Annotated in this window: 13 protein-coding genes; 5 read left to right on the top strand and 8 right to left on the bottom strand. The window is 54.1% G+C overall.

Features of this window, described 5'->3' with window-relative positions; all coding sequences use genetic code 11:
• Positions 1 to 156: 156 nt before the first annotated feature.
• The 4 genes from RW092_RS12990 to RW092_RS12975 all read left to right on the top strand — a co-directional run bounded on the left by RW092_RS12990 (position 157) and on the right by RW092_RS12975 (position 5,699).
• Positions 157 to 669 carry a hypothetical protein gene (locus tag RW092_RS12990; protein WP_316010406.1) on the top strand — a complete coding sequence of 171 codons (513 nt, stop codon included), beginning with the start codon at positions 157 to 159 and terminating at the stop codon, positions 667 to 669.
• Positions 670 to 1,172: 503 nt separating this feature from the next.
• Entirely contained in the window at positions 1,173 to 1,766 is a 594-nt protein-coding gene (locus RW092_RS12985; protein ID WP_085169278.1) for an SLOG family protein, read from the top strand.
• Positions 1,767 to 1,948: 182 nt separating this feature from the next.
• A complete protein-coding gene (gene glgP, locus RW092_RS12980; protein WP_316010405.1) occupies positions 1,949 to 3,565 on the top strand; it encodes an alpha-glucan family phosphorylase in 1,617 nt (538 codons plus the stop codon).
• Between the two features lie 913 nt (positions 3,566 to 4,478).
• Entirely contained in the window at positions 4,479 to 5,699 is a 1,221-nt protein-coding gene (locus tag RW092_RS12975) for a phosphodiester glycosidase family protein (RefSeq protein WP_316010404.1), read from the top strand.
• 202 nt (positions 5,700 to 5,901) lie between these two features.
• On the opposite strand, the gene RW092_RS12970 is transcribed toward RW092_RS12975, so the two are convergent.
• The 7 genes from RW092_RS12970 to RW092_RS12940 all read right to left on the bottom strand — a co-directional run bounded on the left by RW092_RS12970 (position 5,902) and on the right by RW092_RS12940 (position 15,406).
• Positions 5,902 to 7,095, bottom strand: coding sequence for a sugar ABC transporter permease (locus RW092_RS12970; RefSeq protein WP_016313299.1), 1,194 nt, complete (start codon positions 7,093 to 7,095; stop codon positions 5,902 to 5,904).
• Between the two features lie 2 nt (positions 7,096 to 7,097).
• The gene (locus RW092_RS12965) at positions 7,098 to 8,609 is read right to left on the bottom strand and encodes a xylose ABC transporter ATP-binding protein (RefSeq protein WP_316010403.1); all 1,512 of its coding nucleotides are present in this window, start codon (positions 8,607 to 8,609) and stop codon (positions 7,098 to 7,100) included.
• 114 nt (positions 8,610 to 8,723) lie between these two features.
• On the bottom strand, positions 8,724 to 9,827 hold the full coding sequence (xylF, locus tag RW092_RS12960) for a D-xylose ABC transporter substrate-binding protein (RefSeq protein WP_316010402.1): 1,104 nt from the start codon (positions 9,825 to 9,827) through the stop codon (positions 8,724 to 8,726).
• Positions 9,828 to 10,068: 241 nt separating this feature from the next.
• On the bottom strand, positions 10,069 to 11,640 hold the full coding sequence (locus RW092_RS12955) for a helix-turn-helix domain-containing protein (protein ID WP_316010401.1): 1,572 nt from the start codon (positions 11,638 to 11,640) through the stop codon (positions 10,069 to 10,071).
• Between the two features lie 21 nt (positions 11,641 to 11,661).
• Complete coding sequence (locus RW092_RS12950) at positions 11,662 to 13,101, bottom strand: sensor histidine kinase (protein WP_316010400.1); 1,440 nt, start codon at positions 13,099 to 13,101, stop codon at positions 11,662 to 11,664.
• A complete protein-coding gene (locus RW092_RS12945) occupies positions 13,098 to 14,078 on the bottom strand; it encodes a sugar-binding protein (RefSeq protein ID WP_316010399.1) in 981 nt (326 codons plus the stop codon). The genes RW092_RS12950 and RW092_RS12945 overlap by 4 nt, the downstream gene beginning before the upstream one ends.
• Positions 14,079 to 14,416: 338 nt before the next feature.
• A complete protein-coding gene (locus tag RW092_RS12940; protein WP_028539639.1) occupies positions 14,417 to 15,406 on the bottom strand; it encodes a Gfo/Idh/MocA family protein in 990 nt (329 codons plus the stop codon).
• A gap of 190 nt (positions 15,407 to 15,596) precedes the next feature.
• On the opposite strand from RW092_RS12940, the gene RW092_RS12935 reads away from it, so the two are divergent.
• Entirely contained in the window at positions 15,597 to 16,352 is a 756-nt protein-coding gene (locus tag RW092_RS12935; protein ID WP_316010398.1) for an SGNH/GDSL hydrolase family protein, read from the top strand.
• 32 nt (positions 16,353 to 16,384) lie between these two features.
• Here the strand turns inward: RW092_RS12935 and RW092_RS12930 are convergent, their stop codons facing one another.
• Positions 16,385 to 16,891 (bottom strand): CYTH domain-containing protein, encoded by a 507-nt coding sequence (locus tag RW092_RS12930; RefSeq protein WP_316010397.1) that lies wholly within the window; start codon positions 16,889 to 16,891, stop codon positions 16,385 to 16,387.
• Between the last annotated feature and the right edge of the window lie 148 nt (positions 16,892 to 17,039).

The raw sequence follows: 17,039 nt of genomic DNA, 5'->3' as shown, positions 1-17,039 counted from the left end.
TCAGGTTCGCGTTCCAGGCATCTTAAATGACTGCCCACGCTAGCTTGACACTGACCCAATCGGGAAACGGCACGAATTGGAGAGTCCGATATGCTATAATCAATAGACGCGGGAAGGACAAGCCCCGTAATATCGCCAATTGAGAGGTTGGGCCGCATGCTGACATTTGATCAGAAACTGGAAATTTTCAAATCATTCCCTGAGTTGGAGCAAAGAAACGTATCGCTGGGCCGGGTAAATTTCCACTATGAAGGCAGCGTTTATGATAAAAAAACCGTCGTCTACCACCTGCACCCCAACGGGAACGGTTTTGTATACGCCGGGCTGCTGGACGGGTATGAGACCGATGCCAAAGGATTCGTGAATATCCGGGACATGGCAGAGCCGGAGTTACGTCGCCTGGTTGAGGCGTCCATTGCCTCTTTGTCCGCCCGAAAGGACAAAGACAGCGTTTCATCCCCTGCTCACTCGGGAGCGACAGACGGTTCCTCGCACAACACCTCAACCGGGGGGATCTGGGTGAATGGCAAAGGCGAGAAGCTGACACTCAAATATGAGGATGATTTGTGGTATATCTACTCCGGATTAAGCCTGGAGATGGCTTTCGAAACCCGTGAGGAAGCCGGGGAGTATTTGGCGGAGGAAGGCTTTTCTCCATTTAAAGGATAATAACAGAAAACTCAAATGACCGACCATGCCCTACGGGGCATGGTTTTTTGTTGATTTTCAAAAAAAATTGAATTTGTTCAATAAATTGTTTGATTTTTGACACAAAATGTTCAATAATTAAGTCAGACACAATTTGTTCACATTTTTATGAGTCCAGTGAAACGTAAAGGAGCGAATCCTCATGTGGCAACCGGAGAAATTGAAAGGCAACGCTTTTCTATGGATTGTGGGACTGGGTGCTTTTTATGCGGTGTTCTATACCGTGTTTACCCTGCTCTCGATTCACGGTTAATTCGTCACGCTTCTTGTAACCGCTGCCATGGGCTTGGGCGATCTGCCTGATCCCCTATATGGTGAATGTCAAACATCTACCGCCGAGCCAGTGAGGTCTTCCTCCCTTGCGAAGCGGTGTTTTTGTTTTTGCCGGTTAAGAAAAGCAAGGTATAATACGTTACGTGGCCGTGATCGGCACTAGGATCAACTTATGTTAAGGAGTTATCAACTTGAAAAATCTACTTGTCACCGGTTATCGCGCCCATGAGCTCGGTATCTTCAACCAGAAGCATCCTGGCATTCCCTATATCCGCCAAGCGATGATCAATCGCCTCATTCCCTTGCTCGAAGAAGGGTTAGAATGGGTCATTACCCCTGGCCAATACGGCGTGGATCTGTGGGCCTGCGAAGCTGTTTTTGAGTTGAAGAAGCGGTATCCTCAGCTGAAATGCTCGATCATCACCGCCTACAGCCGTCAAGAAGAGAAATGGAGCGACGAGAAAAAGGACTACTATTCGCAAATTCTGCGCCAGGTCGACCATTACGCAGCCGCAAGTAAGGAGGGGTACCTTGGTCCTTGGCAGTTTACAGGCCGGGACGAGCTGCTGTTCCGCAAGACTGACGGCATTCTGCTCGTTTATGATGAGGAGGCGGGCGAGGCAAGTCCAAAATATTTCAAGGAACGAGCCTTAAAGAAGCAAGCCCAGGACGGTTACGTCTACATCAACATCGGCTCCGAAGAAATTCAAGCGATCGCCAACGAAGAACAGGAGCGGGCTTACGTTGACAGCGATCTCCATCCGGAGGATTTGGGCCCTGCTTAATATGATTGGATGCATCGCCAGATGGTAAAGCATTTAGCCGTCCTCTACTCCCGCCGCCTCCCTCTCACTCTCACGCGCTTAAACGCCCCCTTCAGTCACCTTCCGCCCGCCTTCGGACTACACTAATAGCGTAAATCGCTTTCAGTGCAACACGACGTTTGCATAGCAAAGGAGGTATTCCCATGGGCGAAAGGCAACTCCCTACCGTTGCTTATTTCAGCATGGAGTACGGTCTTCATTCCGATTTTAAAATGTATGCGGGGGGACTAGGCATCCTCGCCGGCGATTTCATCAAAGGGGCCAAGGACATCGGCGCTCCCCTCGTCGGCATTGGCATTAAGTGGAAGCAAGGATATACCGACCAGCGAATCGGTGAGGATGGACGGCCTTACGATACGTTTACGGATCATGAGTATGAATTTCTGGAGGACACCGGCATTACCGTCACGGTGACGATCAAAAATACCGAAGTTCCTTGCAAAGTATGGAAAACCGAACAGTTTGGCAATAATCCGCTCTATTTACTGGATACCGACCTCCCGGGCAGCGGGAACGGCTGGATTACCGCCCGCTTGTATGGCGGCGGCTTCGGTGAGGAAAGAATTGCCCAGGAAATTGTGCTGGGCATCGGAGGCGTAAAGGCGCTTCGCGCACTGAACATCCCGGTAGAGGTGTACCATTTCAACGAGGGGCATGCGGTCTTGGCCGCCACGGAGCTGATTCGCGAAAAAATGCAAGCCGGACTCACCTTCGAATCGGCTTGGCGGAATACCCGTGAATCCGTCGTCTTTACGACGCATACGCCGGTTAAGGAAGGCAATGAAGCCCATGGGCTGGATCTGCTGGAGACGATGTCTGCCTACAACGGGTTAAGCCGCGACCAGATGGAGCGGATTGGCGGCAACCCGTTTAACATGACCGTTGCTGGTCTGCGGCTCGCACGCCGTTCCAATGCGGTAGCCGCCTTGCATGCGGAGACCGCAAACCGCATGTGGAAGGACGTGGCCGGTCGCTCGGAGATCATCGGGATCACGAACGCGATCCACCTGCCGACGTGGTCCGATCCGCGGATGCTCCGCGCTTATGACGAGGGCGGCGATCTATGGGCCGTCCACATGGAGTTAAAGCGCGAGCTGATCGATTTGATCCGCGAGCGCTCGGGAGTGGAGCTGAACCCGGAGCGGCTGCTGATCGGGTTCTCGCGCCGGGCTGCGCCGTATAAGCGCAGCGACCTAATCTTTTCCCGGCCGGACCTGATCTCACCTTATCTTGAATCAGGACGGATCCAGCTCGTCTTCTCCGGCAAAGCTCATCCGAATGACGAAACGGGCAAGCGGATCGTCAGCAACCTGGTGGCAATGATGAAACGGTATCCGGGCAGCGTCGTGTTCCTGGAAAACTACGATATGACGATCGGCGCCAAACTGACCCGCGGCGCGGACGTTTGGCTCAACAACCCGCGCCGGCCGCTGGAAGCGAGCGGCACCTCGGGCATGAAAGCCGCCGTCAACGGCGTGCTGAACTGCTCGACCCTTGACGGCTGGTGGCCGGAAGCCTGCTTGGACGGCGAGAACGGCTGGCAGATCGGCGACGGCTTCGAGTCAGCCGACCCGAACGAGCTGGACCGGCATGACAGCGCAGCGCTCTACGACACGCTGTTCAACCGGGTCGTGCCGACCTACTACAAGGACCGCCCCCGCTGGGTACAGATGATGCGGCGCAGCATCGAAACGACCCGCGAGGCATTCTCCACCAAGCGGATGCTGGAGGAGTATTACCAGAAGCTGTATATGCGGTGAAAGGCGAACGCGGTGGTAAGCGCGGCGAGAGGGGCAGATGCTACGGGTGAATGATGCGTGAGCGTGGCGAGAGCAACGGAGGCCGCCGGTGGATGATGTGCTAACGTGGTGAGAGCCGCGGAGGCTGCCGGTGGATGATGCGCTAACGTGGTGAGAGCAACGGAGGCTGCCGGTGGATGATGTGCTAACGTGGTGAGAGCCGCGGAGGCCGCCGGTGGATGATGCGCTAACGTGGTGAGAGCGGCGGAGGCCACCGGGGTGCAGGTGGCGAAAGTGGTAGATGAGCTGTGAATGGCGAATGTGGCAGATCAAGCCCATAGCGCGGTGTGAGGGACTGCCCCTTGCACCGTTTTTTGTAGCCTGAATGCCAGCACTATCCCCTCGCATGGTTGCTATTTGCCCTGGTTCCCTCCCCACTAATGTTTATCCGCAACTCACTCTCTCGCACATTGTTGAACCTATCTACCCTACTTTCTATCACCGCTGTTGCTCATCCACTCTACCTTTCTCACTACGGTTACTCATGCACTTTACTCTCTCGCACCTTGCCGTTACCCCTCTACGCTACTCTCTATCTCCGCTGTTGCTCATCCACTCTACTCTCTCTACCCCTGTATATCCGTCCTACTCTCCTTCGCACAGCTGTTTATTCGCCGCGCTCCCACTCGACACCAAATGTACTCGAAAAATCGAGTATAATTTAACGATTTCGGCCTTTTTTAGGGATTATATATGAAATTTCATATAGAATTACCCAATTTCAAGGATACTATCCGAAATCTATATGAAAAACCGAGTATATTCCAAATTTTTCTTCATTCGCACCATTTTGTATATGAAAAATCGAGTACCTTTCCGATATTAGATAGAGTAGCGATTTCCAATATACATAAAAAAAGGAGAAACCACATTGATGAACGAAACGAGCATGTTCTCTCGCAACAATGCAAGACGCCTGTTGCTTCTAGCGCTCGCCCTAGTCTGCCTCCTCTCCGGCGGCATCAGCTGGGCCGCCGCCCCGGCTCCCGCCACCGCCGCAAGCACAGCGACGGCGGCGCCGGCCAAAAACGTCGTCCTGCTGGACTCAGCCAGCGGACGTGCGTTTGTGCCGAGCCGGGCCTTAGACGGACTGAACGGCATCCGCGTTCAGTGGGATGCGGCCCGGCAGCAGCTGACGATCGCGCAGGGCGAAGCCACGTCCGCGATCCTGAAGGTCGGCTCCGCCAAAGCCGAAGTCAATGGCGAGCCGGTCGCCTTAGCCGACGCGCCGTTCACCCTGGCCGGCGCAACCTACGTGCCGCTGCAGTTCGTCAGCGCCACGTTCAATTTGCCGGCGGAATGGGACAAGACCGTCGGCTCCATTACGCTGGGTCAAGGCGATGCCCGCTTGACCCTGCCGTACGCAAGCCGCAGCGCGCTTACCAGCGCTGGCGCCTCCAAGGCGATCGTCAGCGCGCGCAAGACGTTCAAAGTCGGCGGACGTTCCTTCTCTACGCAGATGGTCACCATCTCGCTGATGGATCCCAAGGTCCGCCTGAAGGTCGCGCTCGCTGGCGACGCAGTTGGCAAGGTTGAGGAGCTGAGCAGCCTCGCCAAGCGCCACAAAGCGGTTGTCGCCATCAACGGCACGTTCTTCAACGCTTACACCGATAACGCCTACAAAGCGCCTTACGGCTATATCGTCAGCGGCGGCGTGATGAAGATGAAGGCTTCCGGCGACAAGCGCACCATCTTCACCTATGACTCCAACCTGCTGGCGCGGTTAATCCCTGGCGAAGACTTCAATGATGCCTTTAACGCAGGCACGATGGAAGGAGCGCTTCAAGCTGGACCACGACTTGTGGTGAATGGTAAAGTGGCCATCGACGTTAAAGCTGAGGGCTTCAAGGACCCGAAAATCCTCACCGGCGGCGGTGCCCGCAGCGCCTTAGGGATCACGCAGGACCATAAGCTGATCCTGCTGACCACCGGCGGCGCCACGATTCCGCAGCTGGCAGAAATCATGAAGCAAGCCGGCGCGTACCAAGCGATGAACCTCGACGGCGGCGCTTCCAGCGGCTTATATTATAACGGTAAATACCTGACCCAGCCGGGCCGCAAAATCAGCAATGCGCTGATTGTCACCTACCAATAAATAAGTCACCGATTAACTTAACAACGAAGCCTCGGCTAAAGCCACCAAAGGACCGTCAAGCGAACCGAACCAAAAAATACCGAACCTAAGAATCGAACCACAGAACCAAGCCAAACCAAACGAAACGAAAAACGGCACTTCCAAGGAGCTCCCCAACAAAGGAACAGGTTCCTAAGAAGTGCCGTCTTTATTCATCAACCTCTTATCTCAACCCTTTACGCCGGTTGGAAATGTCGAGCCATACGGCAAAGACGAGAATCGAACCCTTCACCACGTATTGCCAGAACGACTCCAGCCCCATCAGCGACATCCCATTGTCGAGCGAAGTCATAACGAGCGCACCGATCAAAGCGCCGAGCACCGTCCCCGCGCCGCCCATCAACGATGTCCCGCCGATGACGCATGCCGCGATCGCATCCATCTCTGCCATGTTCCCGGCGGTGATCGTTGCCGAAGCCAGACGTGATGTCAAGATAATCGACGCGATGGACGCCAGTAACCCGCTGAGCAGGAAGACAGTCATCGTCTTGCGGCGGATGTTGATACCGGACAGCCGAGCCGCTTCTAGGTTACCGCCAATGGCATAAATATGCCGGCCGAAGGTCGTTTTGGTGGACAGGAAGAAGAAAATAGCCGCCAGCACGATAACGAAGATGATTGGGAACGGAATGCCTTTGTAGGCATTCATCACAAGTACGAAAGCGATAACCAGCAGGGAGAGCGCTGCCATCTTGATCACGTCCACCACAAACGGCGCCACCTCGAAGCCATATTTCTGCCGAGAACGGCGTTTACGCAGCGTGCTCCATACAATTAGAGCGATGGCTAAAACCCCGAGGATGATGCCGAATCCCGAGGCAAAATACGCGTTACCTAACAGCGCCAGCACTTTATCGGAGACCGGGATCGTCATCGATTTCGTCACGCCCATCAGCGTCCCGCGAAAGACCATCATGCCCCCCAATGTGACGATAAAGGCGGGGATCATTTTGTAGGCGACCAGCCAGCCTTGCACCAAGCCTAAGATCGCGCCAGCCGCCAGCGTCGCGAGAATGACTACAATCGCCGGAAGCTCCAGCCAGTTGCTGAAGATCGCGGCAAGCCCGCCGGTTAACCCCAAGATAGAGCCCACCGACAAGTCAATATGCCCGGCGACGATGACCAAGACCATCCCAATTGCCAAGATCGAGGTCACCGACATTTGCGTAAACAGGTTAGATAAGTTCCGCGGCGTCAAAAAGGTGGGGTCCAGCAGGCCAAAAAATACCCAAATCAACACCAGCGCCCCCACCATCGTGTAGGCGCGCACGTCCATTTTGCCGAACAGGCTGCCCCACAGCGTCGACTTCACCGCCGAACCGTCCGTTTGTGTACCGATTTCCTTTTGAAGCTCCATGTTTATTTCCCTCCTGTAGCGGCTTGCATGATATTTTCTTGGGTCGCCTCGCGCCAGTCGAACTCCCGGACGAATCGGCCTTCACTCATCACCAGAATCCGGTCGCTCATCCCGAGCACCTCAGGAAGCTCCGAGGAAATCATGATGATCGCCACGCCCTGGTCAACCAGCTGATTCATCAAATGATAAATCTCGTATTTCGCCCCGACATCAATGCCGCGGGTTGGTTCGTCCATAATCAGAATTTTCGGGTCAGACATCAGCCATTTACCGACAACGACCTTCTGCTGGTTCCCGCCGGACAACGTGCCGACCGGAGTTTCCAACGACGCGGTTTTCGTCTTTAAATCCTGCACATATTTCAAGCCCCAGCGGATTTCCTCGTTATCGTTAATCACGCCAAACTTCGAGACCTTAGCTAGCGTCGCCATCGTGGTGTTCGTCTTCACGTCCATTCCCATGACGAGCCCTTGACGCTTGCGATCCTCGCTGACGAGGGCGAGTCCGGCCCGAATGGCGTCGGAGACGGAGCGAATCCGCACCGGTTTGCCTTCGACGAAAATCTCACCTGTCGCCTTGCCGCCGTAAGCACCAAACAGGCTGCTGACCAGCTCGGTCCGCCCGGCCCCCATCAACCCCGCGATGCCAAGGATTTCCCCCTTGCGCACCTGGAAGCTGACATCCTTAATCACCCTCTGATTCCGCTTCTCCGGATGCCACACGTTATAGTTCCGAACCTCCAGCACGGTATCCGATGGGCGATGCTCCACCCGCGGGTACCGTTCCGTCAGCTCCCGTCCGACCATCAGCGATACGACCTGGTCGTCATTCGTTTCCTTGCGATCCAGCGTCGCGATTGTGCGGCCGTCGCGAAGCACCGTAATCGAGTCGGCCAGAGCAAACACCTCCGGCATCTTGTGCGAGATATATACGCAAGACACCCCTTCGCTGCGCAGCTGATTTAAGATGTCCATCAGGATCGCCACTTCGCTTTCCGTTAAAGCGGCCGTAGGTTCATCCAGAATCAAAATCTGCGTATGCTTGGACAACGCCTTGGCAATCTCCACCAATTGCTGCTGGCCAATGCCGAGACTGCCGATTTTGGTGTCCGGAGAAATATTGAGTCCAACCCGCTTCAGCCATTGCGCCGCGTTATGATACAGCTCATCCCACTGGATCACGCCGCGTTTGGTAGGTTCTGTCCCCAAGAAAATATTCTCGCCCACCGTCATCTCCTTCACGAGCGCCAGCTCCTGGTGAATGATGGCGATGCCGGCTTTTTCCGCATCGGCAATGCCTTGGAACTGCTTCTTCTCGCCGCCGATGACGATGTCCCCGCTGTAGGTGCCGGCTGGGTACAAGCCGCTTAGCACCTTCATCAGCGTAGATTTACCCGCTCCGTTCTCGCCGCACAGCGCGTGAATTTCCCCTTTACGCACCTGGAAGTTCACGCGGTCAAGGGCTTTCACGCCAGGAAACTCCTTGCTGATGTTCACCATTTCCAATACATACATAGGCTTAGCTCTCCTTCATTCGCCTAAGGATCGGCGAATAGCGCGAAACCAAGGAGGCGCCGAAGCGCTCCCTGATTTTCGCCGCTTCCGCCCTAACCGGGTATCCGGTTCGTATTACTTCGGCCATTGATCCTTGGGTACGTTTTTGTACACGTCCTCCAGCTTGTGGAACCCGTCATCAATTACGACATTCAGGCTATCCTTGTTGACTGGAATAGGATCCAGCAACACGGAAGGCACGTCAATTTTACCGTTGTTGACCGTTTTATCGGCTTTGACTTCCTCGCCTTTGGCGGCTGCAACAGCCATTTCCGCAGCGGTGGTGGCAATCGATTTAATCGGCTTGTAGACGGTCATCAGCTGCGTTCCTTCAGCGATCCGTTGAACTGCAGCCAAGTCTGCATCCTGCCCGGATACCGGAATTTTGCCGGCCATCCCTTGGGCGTTTAACGCTTGGATAACCCCGCCGGCCGTACCGTCATTTGCAGCAACTACGCCCTGGATGTCATTGTTATTGGCAGTCAGCGCGTTCTCCATGTTCTTCAGCGCTTCCTCCGGCTTCCAGTCCTTGGAGAACTGGTCATAGACGATCTTGATGTCGCCTTTCTCCTCCAGCGGCTTCAGCACGTTCATCGCGCCTTCCTTAAACATGTGCGCGTTGTTGTCCGTGTCCGCACCGCCGATGTATACGATGTTGCCCTTTGGTGCGGCGTCAATGACAGCCTGGGCTTGGAGTTCGCCGACCCGAACGTTATCGAAGGAAATGTAGTAGTCAACGTCCGAGTTGCGAATCAAACGGTCATATGCGATGACCTTGATGCCTTCTTTGTGCGCTTTTTCCACAATCGGTGCAGTCGCTTCCGCGTTATGCGCGATGACGACCAATACGTCAACGCCTTGCGAAATCAGCTGCTCAGCTTGGCTCAACTGGGTTGCATCGTCACCGTTTGCCGCAAGCACCTTCACTTCGCCCCCGAGCTCTTCGACTTTAGCGGTGAATAAATCCCGGTCCTTCTGCCAGCGTTCTTCCTTCAGGGTGTCCATGGACATCCCGATCACGATTTTCCCGTCGTCCTTGCCTCCAGCCGCGCTGCCCGCATTGTTCGTTGCTTTCCCGCTGTTGGCACTGCCATCCGAGACAATTCCGCAACCTGCCAGGGTGGAAGCCAACAAAATGGCCGCCAAACTTAACCGTACAAAATGACTGTGTTTTTTCACTATGCCTACGCCCCTTCTTTTTGAAGAATTGAGTAATGATTGCGCTTACATGAATATCGTAGCACTGCTTCCCTTACTTCGGTTCGGTCAAAGCCTGCACTCGTTTGCGCTTGTTCTGCATTCCTTTGCCATCGGATGTAAATGCTTTCATAATCGATGCTTTCACTGGATTTTTTTGTGCAATCACAACAAAAAAGTCCTTGTCTGGGACAAGGACTCACTGAACTGCACGGAAGCATTATTATTCCGTTTCGATTTGCTGACGATATTCGCTTGGGCTAATGCCGACGGCTTTCTTGAATACCCGGCTAAAATAATTGGGATCTTTGTAGCCTACCTCATAACAAATTTCCTTCAGACTTAACGAGCGCTCGGCGATCAGCCGCTTCGCCTCCTCAATCCGCAGTCGGGTGAGATAGTCGCTGAAATTCTCTCCGGTCTGCAGCTTAAACAATTTGCTGAAGTAGTAAGGACTGAGATTCACATATTCCGCCGTTTGCTCCATCGAGATCTCTTCTTTGAACCGCTGGGTGACGAACAGGATCGCCCGCTGCACCACATGTGAACGGCTGTGTTCCTTTCGTTCCCGCAGGCTATCCATCCAGATGCCAAGCCGGTGCAGTACGCGTTCCCGCAGCACTTCCGCATTCTCGCAAGCGCGAAGATCCTCAATTAACTCGGGACCGTCCCCTGCCTCCACGCCGCGGCTCAAATAGAGGAGCAGCCCAATTACATCCCCGCGCAGATGCGGAAAATCATCCGAACGCTCCTCCTGCAGGCGTTCAAATAACAGGTTTAAGCGCTCGGCAGCTTCGGATTTGTCCTGCTGCAGCAATGCATCCAGCAGCTTCTTCTCCTCATCCAGCGAAATCGCAGGGCTGCCCGAGCTTTCGGCGATATCGTCATAATGCCGAACGCAGACGATATCCTGCTCCTCCGCGCAGACGCGGACCGCTTCGCGGTACGAGCGGCTTAGCCCGTCCCAGCCCTCGCGAACGCCGCCGATCCCAACAGACAGCGGCAGCCCAAAGCGCTCCTCCACCTGGCTGCGCAACCGCTCGCCCCATTCCAGCGCCATCACCCGCTGCTCATACCCCGGCCGTCCCGGCGGCAACGGGATAAACAAAGCAATCTTATGACCCACCACCGGGCTGACTAGGCAGGACAACCCCGGCTTCGCCCATTGCTTGACCGCTTCGTAAATCTCCTTCTTAGCCACCTGGAAGCTGGCCCATTCTTTGGGGTTATGCTTCGCAAACGACAGGACCATCGCATAGCCCTTCCGCCACTGGAGGTTCAGCATCCGAGCCAGTTGGTCGGCTTCTACCTCCTGCGCATATTCCAGCATCAACATCAGCGACAGCTCGTTCTCCGCCAGCGGTAATAGATGAGAGAGCTTCTCCTGCAAGGAGAGCTGCTCATCCCGGGCCCGCTTAGCCTCTTCGGTTTCAGCGATCAGATGCTTCAATACGTCTAGAATTTCTTCCCGCCGGGCCGGCTTCAGCAGATATTCCCGCACGCCAAGCGCCAACCCCTCCTTCGCATAGGCAAAATAATCATGGGCCGTGATAATCACCACCCGAGCCCCCGGTTGACGGGCCATGATCTCCCGTACCGCTTCCAATCCTTGAATCCCGGGCATTTTGATATCCATAAAAATAAAATCCGGCCGTTCCTCCTCCGCCAACTGGATCGCCCTGCGCCCGTTCTCCGCATGAACAAACCGGAACGTATCCGGCATCGCGTGACGGATCATCATTTCCAGACCTTCTCGTTCCAATGCTTCATCATCCGCAATCAGCAAAGTGTACATTTCGGATTCCCCCTTCCCGTCCTATGAAATCCCTATGCGCAGTGGCAGCGTGAACCGGACGGCGGTGCCTGCCCCTTCCTCGCTGTCGATCTCGATTTGTTCCTCACCGTCAAAAAATAAATGCAGCCGCTTGAACACATTATGCGTACCCAGGCCGGTCGAATGCCGTTTACCACCAAATTGCGGAGCGTCTCCGCGAACCGATTGCAGCAGCCGATCCACCGTTTCTCGGCTCATGCCAACCCCGTTATCGCGGATCTCGATTTCGACCCGATCCTCCTCACCAAGGCGAATCGCCAGCTCCAGCACAGCTCCTTCCTCCATATGCTCGATGCCGTGAACAAAAGCGTTCTCCAGAATTGGCTGAAGGGTTAAGCAAGGAACTCGCCCGTCCAATGTCCGTTCGTCGATGTTCATCTTGAAGGCAATCCGATCGCGGAAGCGCGCCTTCTGGATGTTCATGTATTCCGTCACATGGGCCACCTCCTCGCGCAGCGGAACCGCCTGGTCCAGCTTCTGCAGGTTGTAGCGCAGCAGACGCGATACGGAAACAGCCAGATCGCTTGTCTTAGTCGCCCCTTCGAGATAGGCGAGCTTGGAAATCGAGTTTAAAGTATTAAATAAAAAATGCGGATTGATCTGGCTTTGCAGCGTCTTGAGCTCCAGCTCCTTCACCAGTCGGTCCTTCTCCAAGTTGTTAATATTCTCCGCCATCAACTGCTGGATATTGTCGATCATCCCGTTAAACGCCCGGCACAAAATACTGATCTCATCGTTGCTGTCGCTCTCCGGCGCCTTCGTGTCCATCCGCCCCTTAGAAATCTGTTTGGCGGTCGCGACCAGCCGGCGGATCGGATTGGTAATGCTGCGTGACAGCCAAATCGCCAGCAGAATGCTGAATGCCGCTGCCGTCACCACCAATAGAATGCCCAGCTTGTTCAGATTTCCGGTCGCGTCCATCATCTCTTCGTAGATCGGTTTATATTGCTCCAGCTCCAAGTCGACCAGCTCCTGCGCCTCCTCGCGGATAAAACGCTGTGTCTGCTCCGCTTCGATATAAGCCCCGGCCATCGTATCGGAATCCTCGTAGCTAATCCGCTCAATCATCGCCTCGGCCTGCTCCAGGAAGGTGTCGATCAGGTTGCGATAATTGGCGAGGGCCAGGTCGCTTCCGCCAATCGTCCGGAGTCCATCGAGATCCGATCGCAAGGATTTGACCGCATTCAAATGCTTAACGACTTCGGGCAAGCTCTCCTGATCTAACTGCATAATGAATCGGTTCATCGACCGCATGTTCTCCCCCACCTCGTAGGAGATCTCTTTGTACAGCAGGATGCGCTTCATCATCAGGTGATAGCTCTCTTGAACACTCTTTCCGCTTTGGAACAGGAAGAAGGACACCGAACTCATCACCAGCACCAACAACGGAATAAACAGAAACAATTTGCGGCGGATGCTCATAAACTCTCGCCCTCCTCCACATTGTGCGCATTTAGCACTTTCACTTCCGTGAAGTAGGCCTTCTTCAGCAGTTGTCCCCCGAAATGCTCATAGAGCAGCCGAACCGCCGTTTCTCCCATCAAAAAAGGCTGCTGCGCAACCGTCGCTTCGATCTCCCCTTTGCGAATCGCTTCCAGCGTTTCCTTCTGATTGTCGAAGCCGATAATCGTCAGGTCGTCGCGGTTTTTGGCCGCCTGCAGCATGCCAAGCGCATCGGTTGCACTGGTGCCAACCATAATGGTGATCTCCGGATGGTTCCGGAGCATGTTGGCCGCCTGCTGAATCGCCTCCATGTGGGAGATGTTCGAGCTGCGAACGTCCACGATCTCCAGCCCCTCGTGTTCGGCGACGATTTTCTTCAGCCCGTCCAGCCGCTGCAGCTGGTTGGCGGCCTGATCGCTGCCGATGATCACGCCGATCTTGCCAATCCCGCCAGTCGTCTCCACGACAAGGCGACCCAGGCGCTCGCCCGCGGCTAAATTGTCAGTGCCGACATAAGTCAGCCGCTGGCTGTTTGGCGCGTCGGTGTCGATGGTCACGACGGGGATGCCGCGGCGTACCGCCTTATCGATGACCGGCGTAAACCGCTCTTCATTGAGCCCCTGCACGATAATCGCGTCGACGCGGGCGGCGATCGCTTTTTCCAGCAGGTTCAGTTGCTCTTCCATGTTGTTGCGCACTGGTCCCGTGAACTCGATGTCGATTCCATACTTCTCCGCCGCCTCCGCTGCACCTTTCTCCACCATTTCCCAATAGGGATGGTAGCGCTCTTGCTCGATCAGCACGATATGATAGCGTGGCTCTCCGCTCGCGGGCTGCCCTTGCAGCTCCTTGACAATGCTGCCGATTTTCCCCGAGTACCTGGCAAAGCCGATAAACAAATAGACCAAAACCACGATGCAGATCATGATGCCCGCCAGCCATTTCTTGTCCTTCATGAACCAGTTCACCTCTTCCGATAATCCTATCTCAGTATGTAAGCGGTTGCAACGGGAATTTGTGTCAGTTTGGGGGGGCGCAAATATCTCCAACGCTCCTTTTTCATGATTATCCCTTATACTCAGGGAAATTGGAGTTAGACTGAGGAGGGGATCTCTGATGATCTTCTTGCCCCACTACTCCCACACTTGCCCTACTTGCCTACCTGACTCATGGGGATAATGGTGCAAAAGCAACCCCATAAGAGAGGATGCGTCAGAACGCAAATAGCCCAAACCGATCTATCGGCTTGGGCTAAATCATTGAGGACAATTCCAGCAGACTGGCCAACGACGACTCAGGCTTGGTCCTCGTCCGCCGCGTACCGCAATCCGAACTGGCGTCTGGCTTCCTCCATCAGCTCGGCAACGGCTAGCGAACGGGCATGGGTATTGATCTGGCTCTCCCGCTTGCCGCTTAGAATCAGCTCAATGAACTCCAGCGCCTCGTAGTACATCGACTCCTGCGGCTGGAAGCAGGTTAATTCTTCAGTTGTACCGTCACGGTACAGAATTTTAGCCTCATAGGGCTGATTGATCCGATCGATCACGATCGTACCGTTTTCCCCTTGGATTTCCGTTGGCAGATAGGAGTCGGTAATTTTCGAATACATGATCACGCCGTCCATCTCCGGATATCGCACAACAAGGCTGCCTTCTCCGTCCACGCCCGAAGACAACATCACCGCAGAAGCCTGCACCGATTCCGGTTTCCCGAACAGTGTCACCATCGGATAGATACAATAAATGCCGAGGTCCATCAATGCCCCGTTAGAAAACGCGGGATTAAAGGCATTCATCACCTTGCCTTGCTTAAAGGCATCATACCGCGAAGAATACTGACAATAGCTTGAAAAATAACGCCGCACCTGGCCGATTTTGTACAAATTATCCTGCACGGCCCGGAAGTTCGGCATCAGCGTCGACTTCAGCGCCTCCATCAACAACACATCATTGCGACGCGCCGCTTCGATCATCCGGCGAACCTCTGCCGCATTGGACGCCATCGGCTTCTCGCATAACACATGCTTGCCGTGGTCCATCATCAAGATGGCCTGCTCCGCATGAAAGGAATTCGGGCTGGCGATATAAACGGCATCGACGTCAGAGCTGGCCGCTAAGGCTTTCAAATCCGTATAGACCTGCGGGTCGCCAAACTTGGCAGCAAACTCTCTGCCCTTCTCCTCGGTCCGGGAGTAAACCGCCGTTAAGGCAAATTGCTCCGTTTCCAGTGCTGCCTGAATAAAACGTTCCGTAATCCAGTTCGTTCCAATCGTGGCGAAACGTATCAAACTGATTTCCTCCCTTTGTTCATGGTTGCTTCACTCGTATTCTCTCATTCCCGGTTAGACTTGTCCACTTTCGCATGCTTCCGTTTTCTTGTTAATACGAACTGTTTACTTGCACAGGCGAAGAGAACTCATCTACAATAGATATAACGAAATGAACAAGGTTTCGGGGTTTAAGAGGGGTGATATTGTGATCAACGACAGCAAGTTTTTTTCCAAAAATGAAATCAAGTATATGGTCAGCGGAGACTCCATTTCCAAAGGCGTCATCTACGATGAACAACGCCGTAAGTACGTCGTCCTGGAGAACAACTATGTATCGCTGCTGCAGCAGAAATTGAAGGGTGCGGTTCATAATACCGCGCGGTTTGGTAACACGTTAATGAAGGGGCTCACGAACCTGAAGCGGGACGTGGAGAAGGATAAACCCCACATCATCTTAATCGAGTATGGAGGCAATGACTGTGATTTCAACTGGAACGAAATTGCTGCGCATCCCGAGGCGGAACACCACCCGAAAACCGACTTTCCTCTATTTGAGAAAATGCTGACCGAAGCGATCCAATTCGTAAAGAGTCAGAACATTGTCCCGGTCCTGATGAGCTTGCCGCCGCTCAACGCCGACAATTACTTCAAATGGGTCAGCCGCAACGACCCGGAAGCGGAGAAGAACATCCTGAAATGGCTGGGGAGTGTCACGAAGATTTATTGGTGGCAGGAACGGTACAATTCAACGATTCTGAAAGTATCGGAAATGACCAAGACCAAAATGATCGACGTACGCGGCGCTTTTCTCGAGCACCCTGATTACACGAAGTTCCTCTGCTCGGACGGCATCCATCCAAATGAAGACGGGCACCGGATCATCTGCGATAAAGTGCTGGAGTTCGTCCGCAATAACTACGGTTTTTTGCTGCGGGAAGGCGGCGGACTGGCGCTGGAATAGAGAACTGTCATAGAACGAGAGACCTGAGGATGTCAGGTCTCTTTTTTGCGGGCTTGTAAATCGCGCCATACCTTCTTGTTGCTGTATTCCTTGCTGGTGCTGATGTCCGGGCCAAACCAGGCCGGCGGCTCAAAGGACCGCGCCTCCTCCTCTGAGCTGAATTCCACTTCAAGAACGATAAAATCGATCTGGTCGTAAACGTCGATCTCGACTGTACGCTTGTCCCATTCGGCAGTCACCCGTCGTTTGGTTAAAGGAATGGCCTGATGAATCCCGATAATTTGCTGATACAACCCTTCCGAAATGGATACCTCCACTTCTTCCCGGGACAGGCCAAACCCTCTTTTGAAGGTATGTGTAAATTGAATCTCTCCGGTACGCAAGTCCTCGATTCTGCGAACCCGCAGCTCCTGATCCTCATGCAGGGCTAGATACGTCTGGTCGATCGCATGTTCCGACCGTACCACCAGCTCTCCCTCCCGAATCAGTTGCTCCGGATACGCCGGCAACAGAAACTTGCGTTCAATTTCCAGCGACAACGGAAAAAACCTCCTCATGTTTTTTCAGTAAAAATTACACGGGTCATATCCATTATACGAATACATACCTAGGGGGACAATCACGTGAAACTCATTGTCAGTGTCAAGCTAGCGTGGGCAGTCATTTAAGATGCCTGGAACGCGAACC

The organism is Paenibacillus sp. 3LSP (assembly GCF_032465655.1).
GTDB lineage: Bacteria > Bacillota > Bacilli > Paenibacillales > Paenibacillaceae > Fontibacillus > Fontibacillus barengoltzii.
The sequence above is the reverse complement of the archived record's forward strand: the minus strand, read 5'-3'. Positions and strand labels throughout refer to the sequence as shown.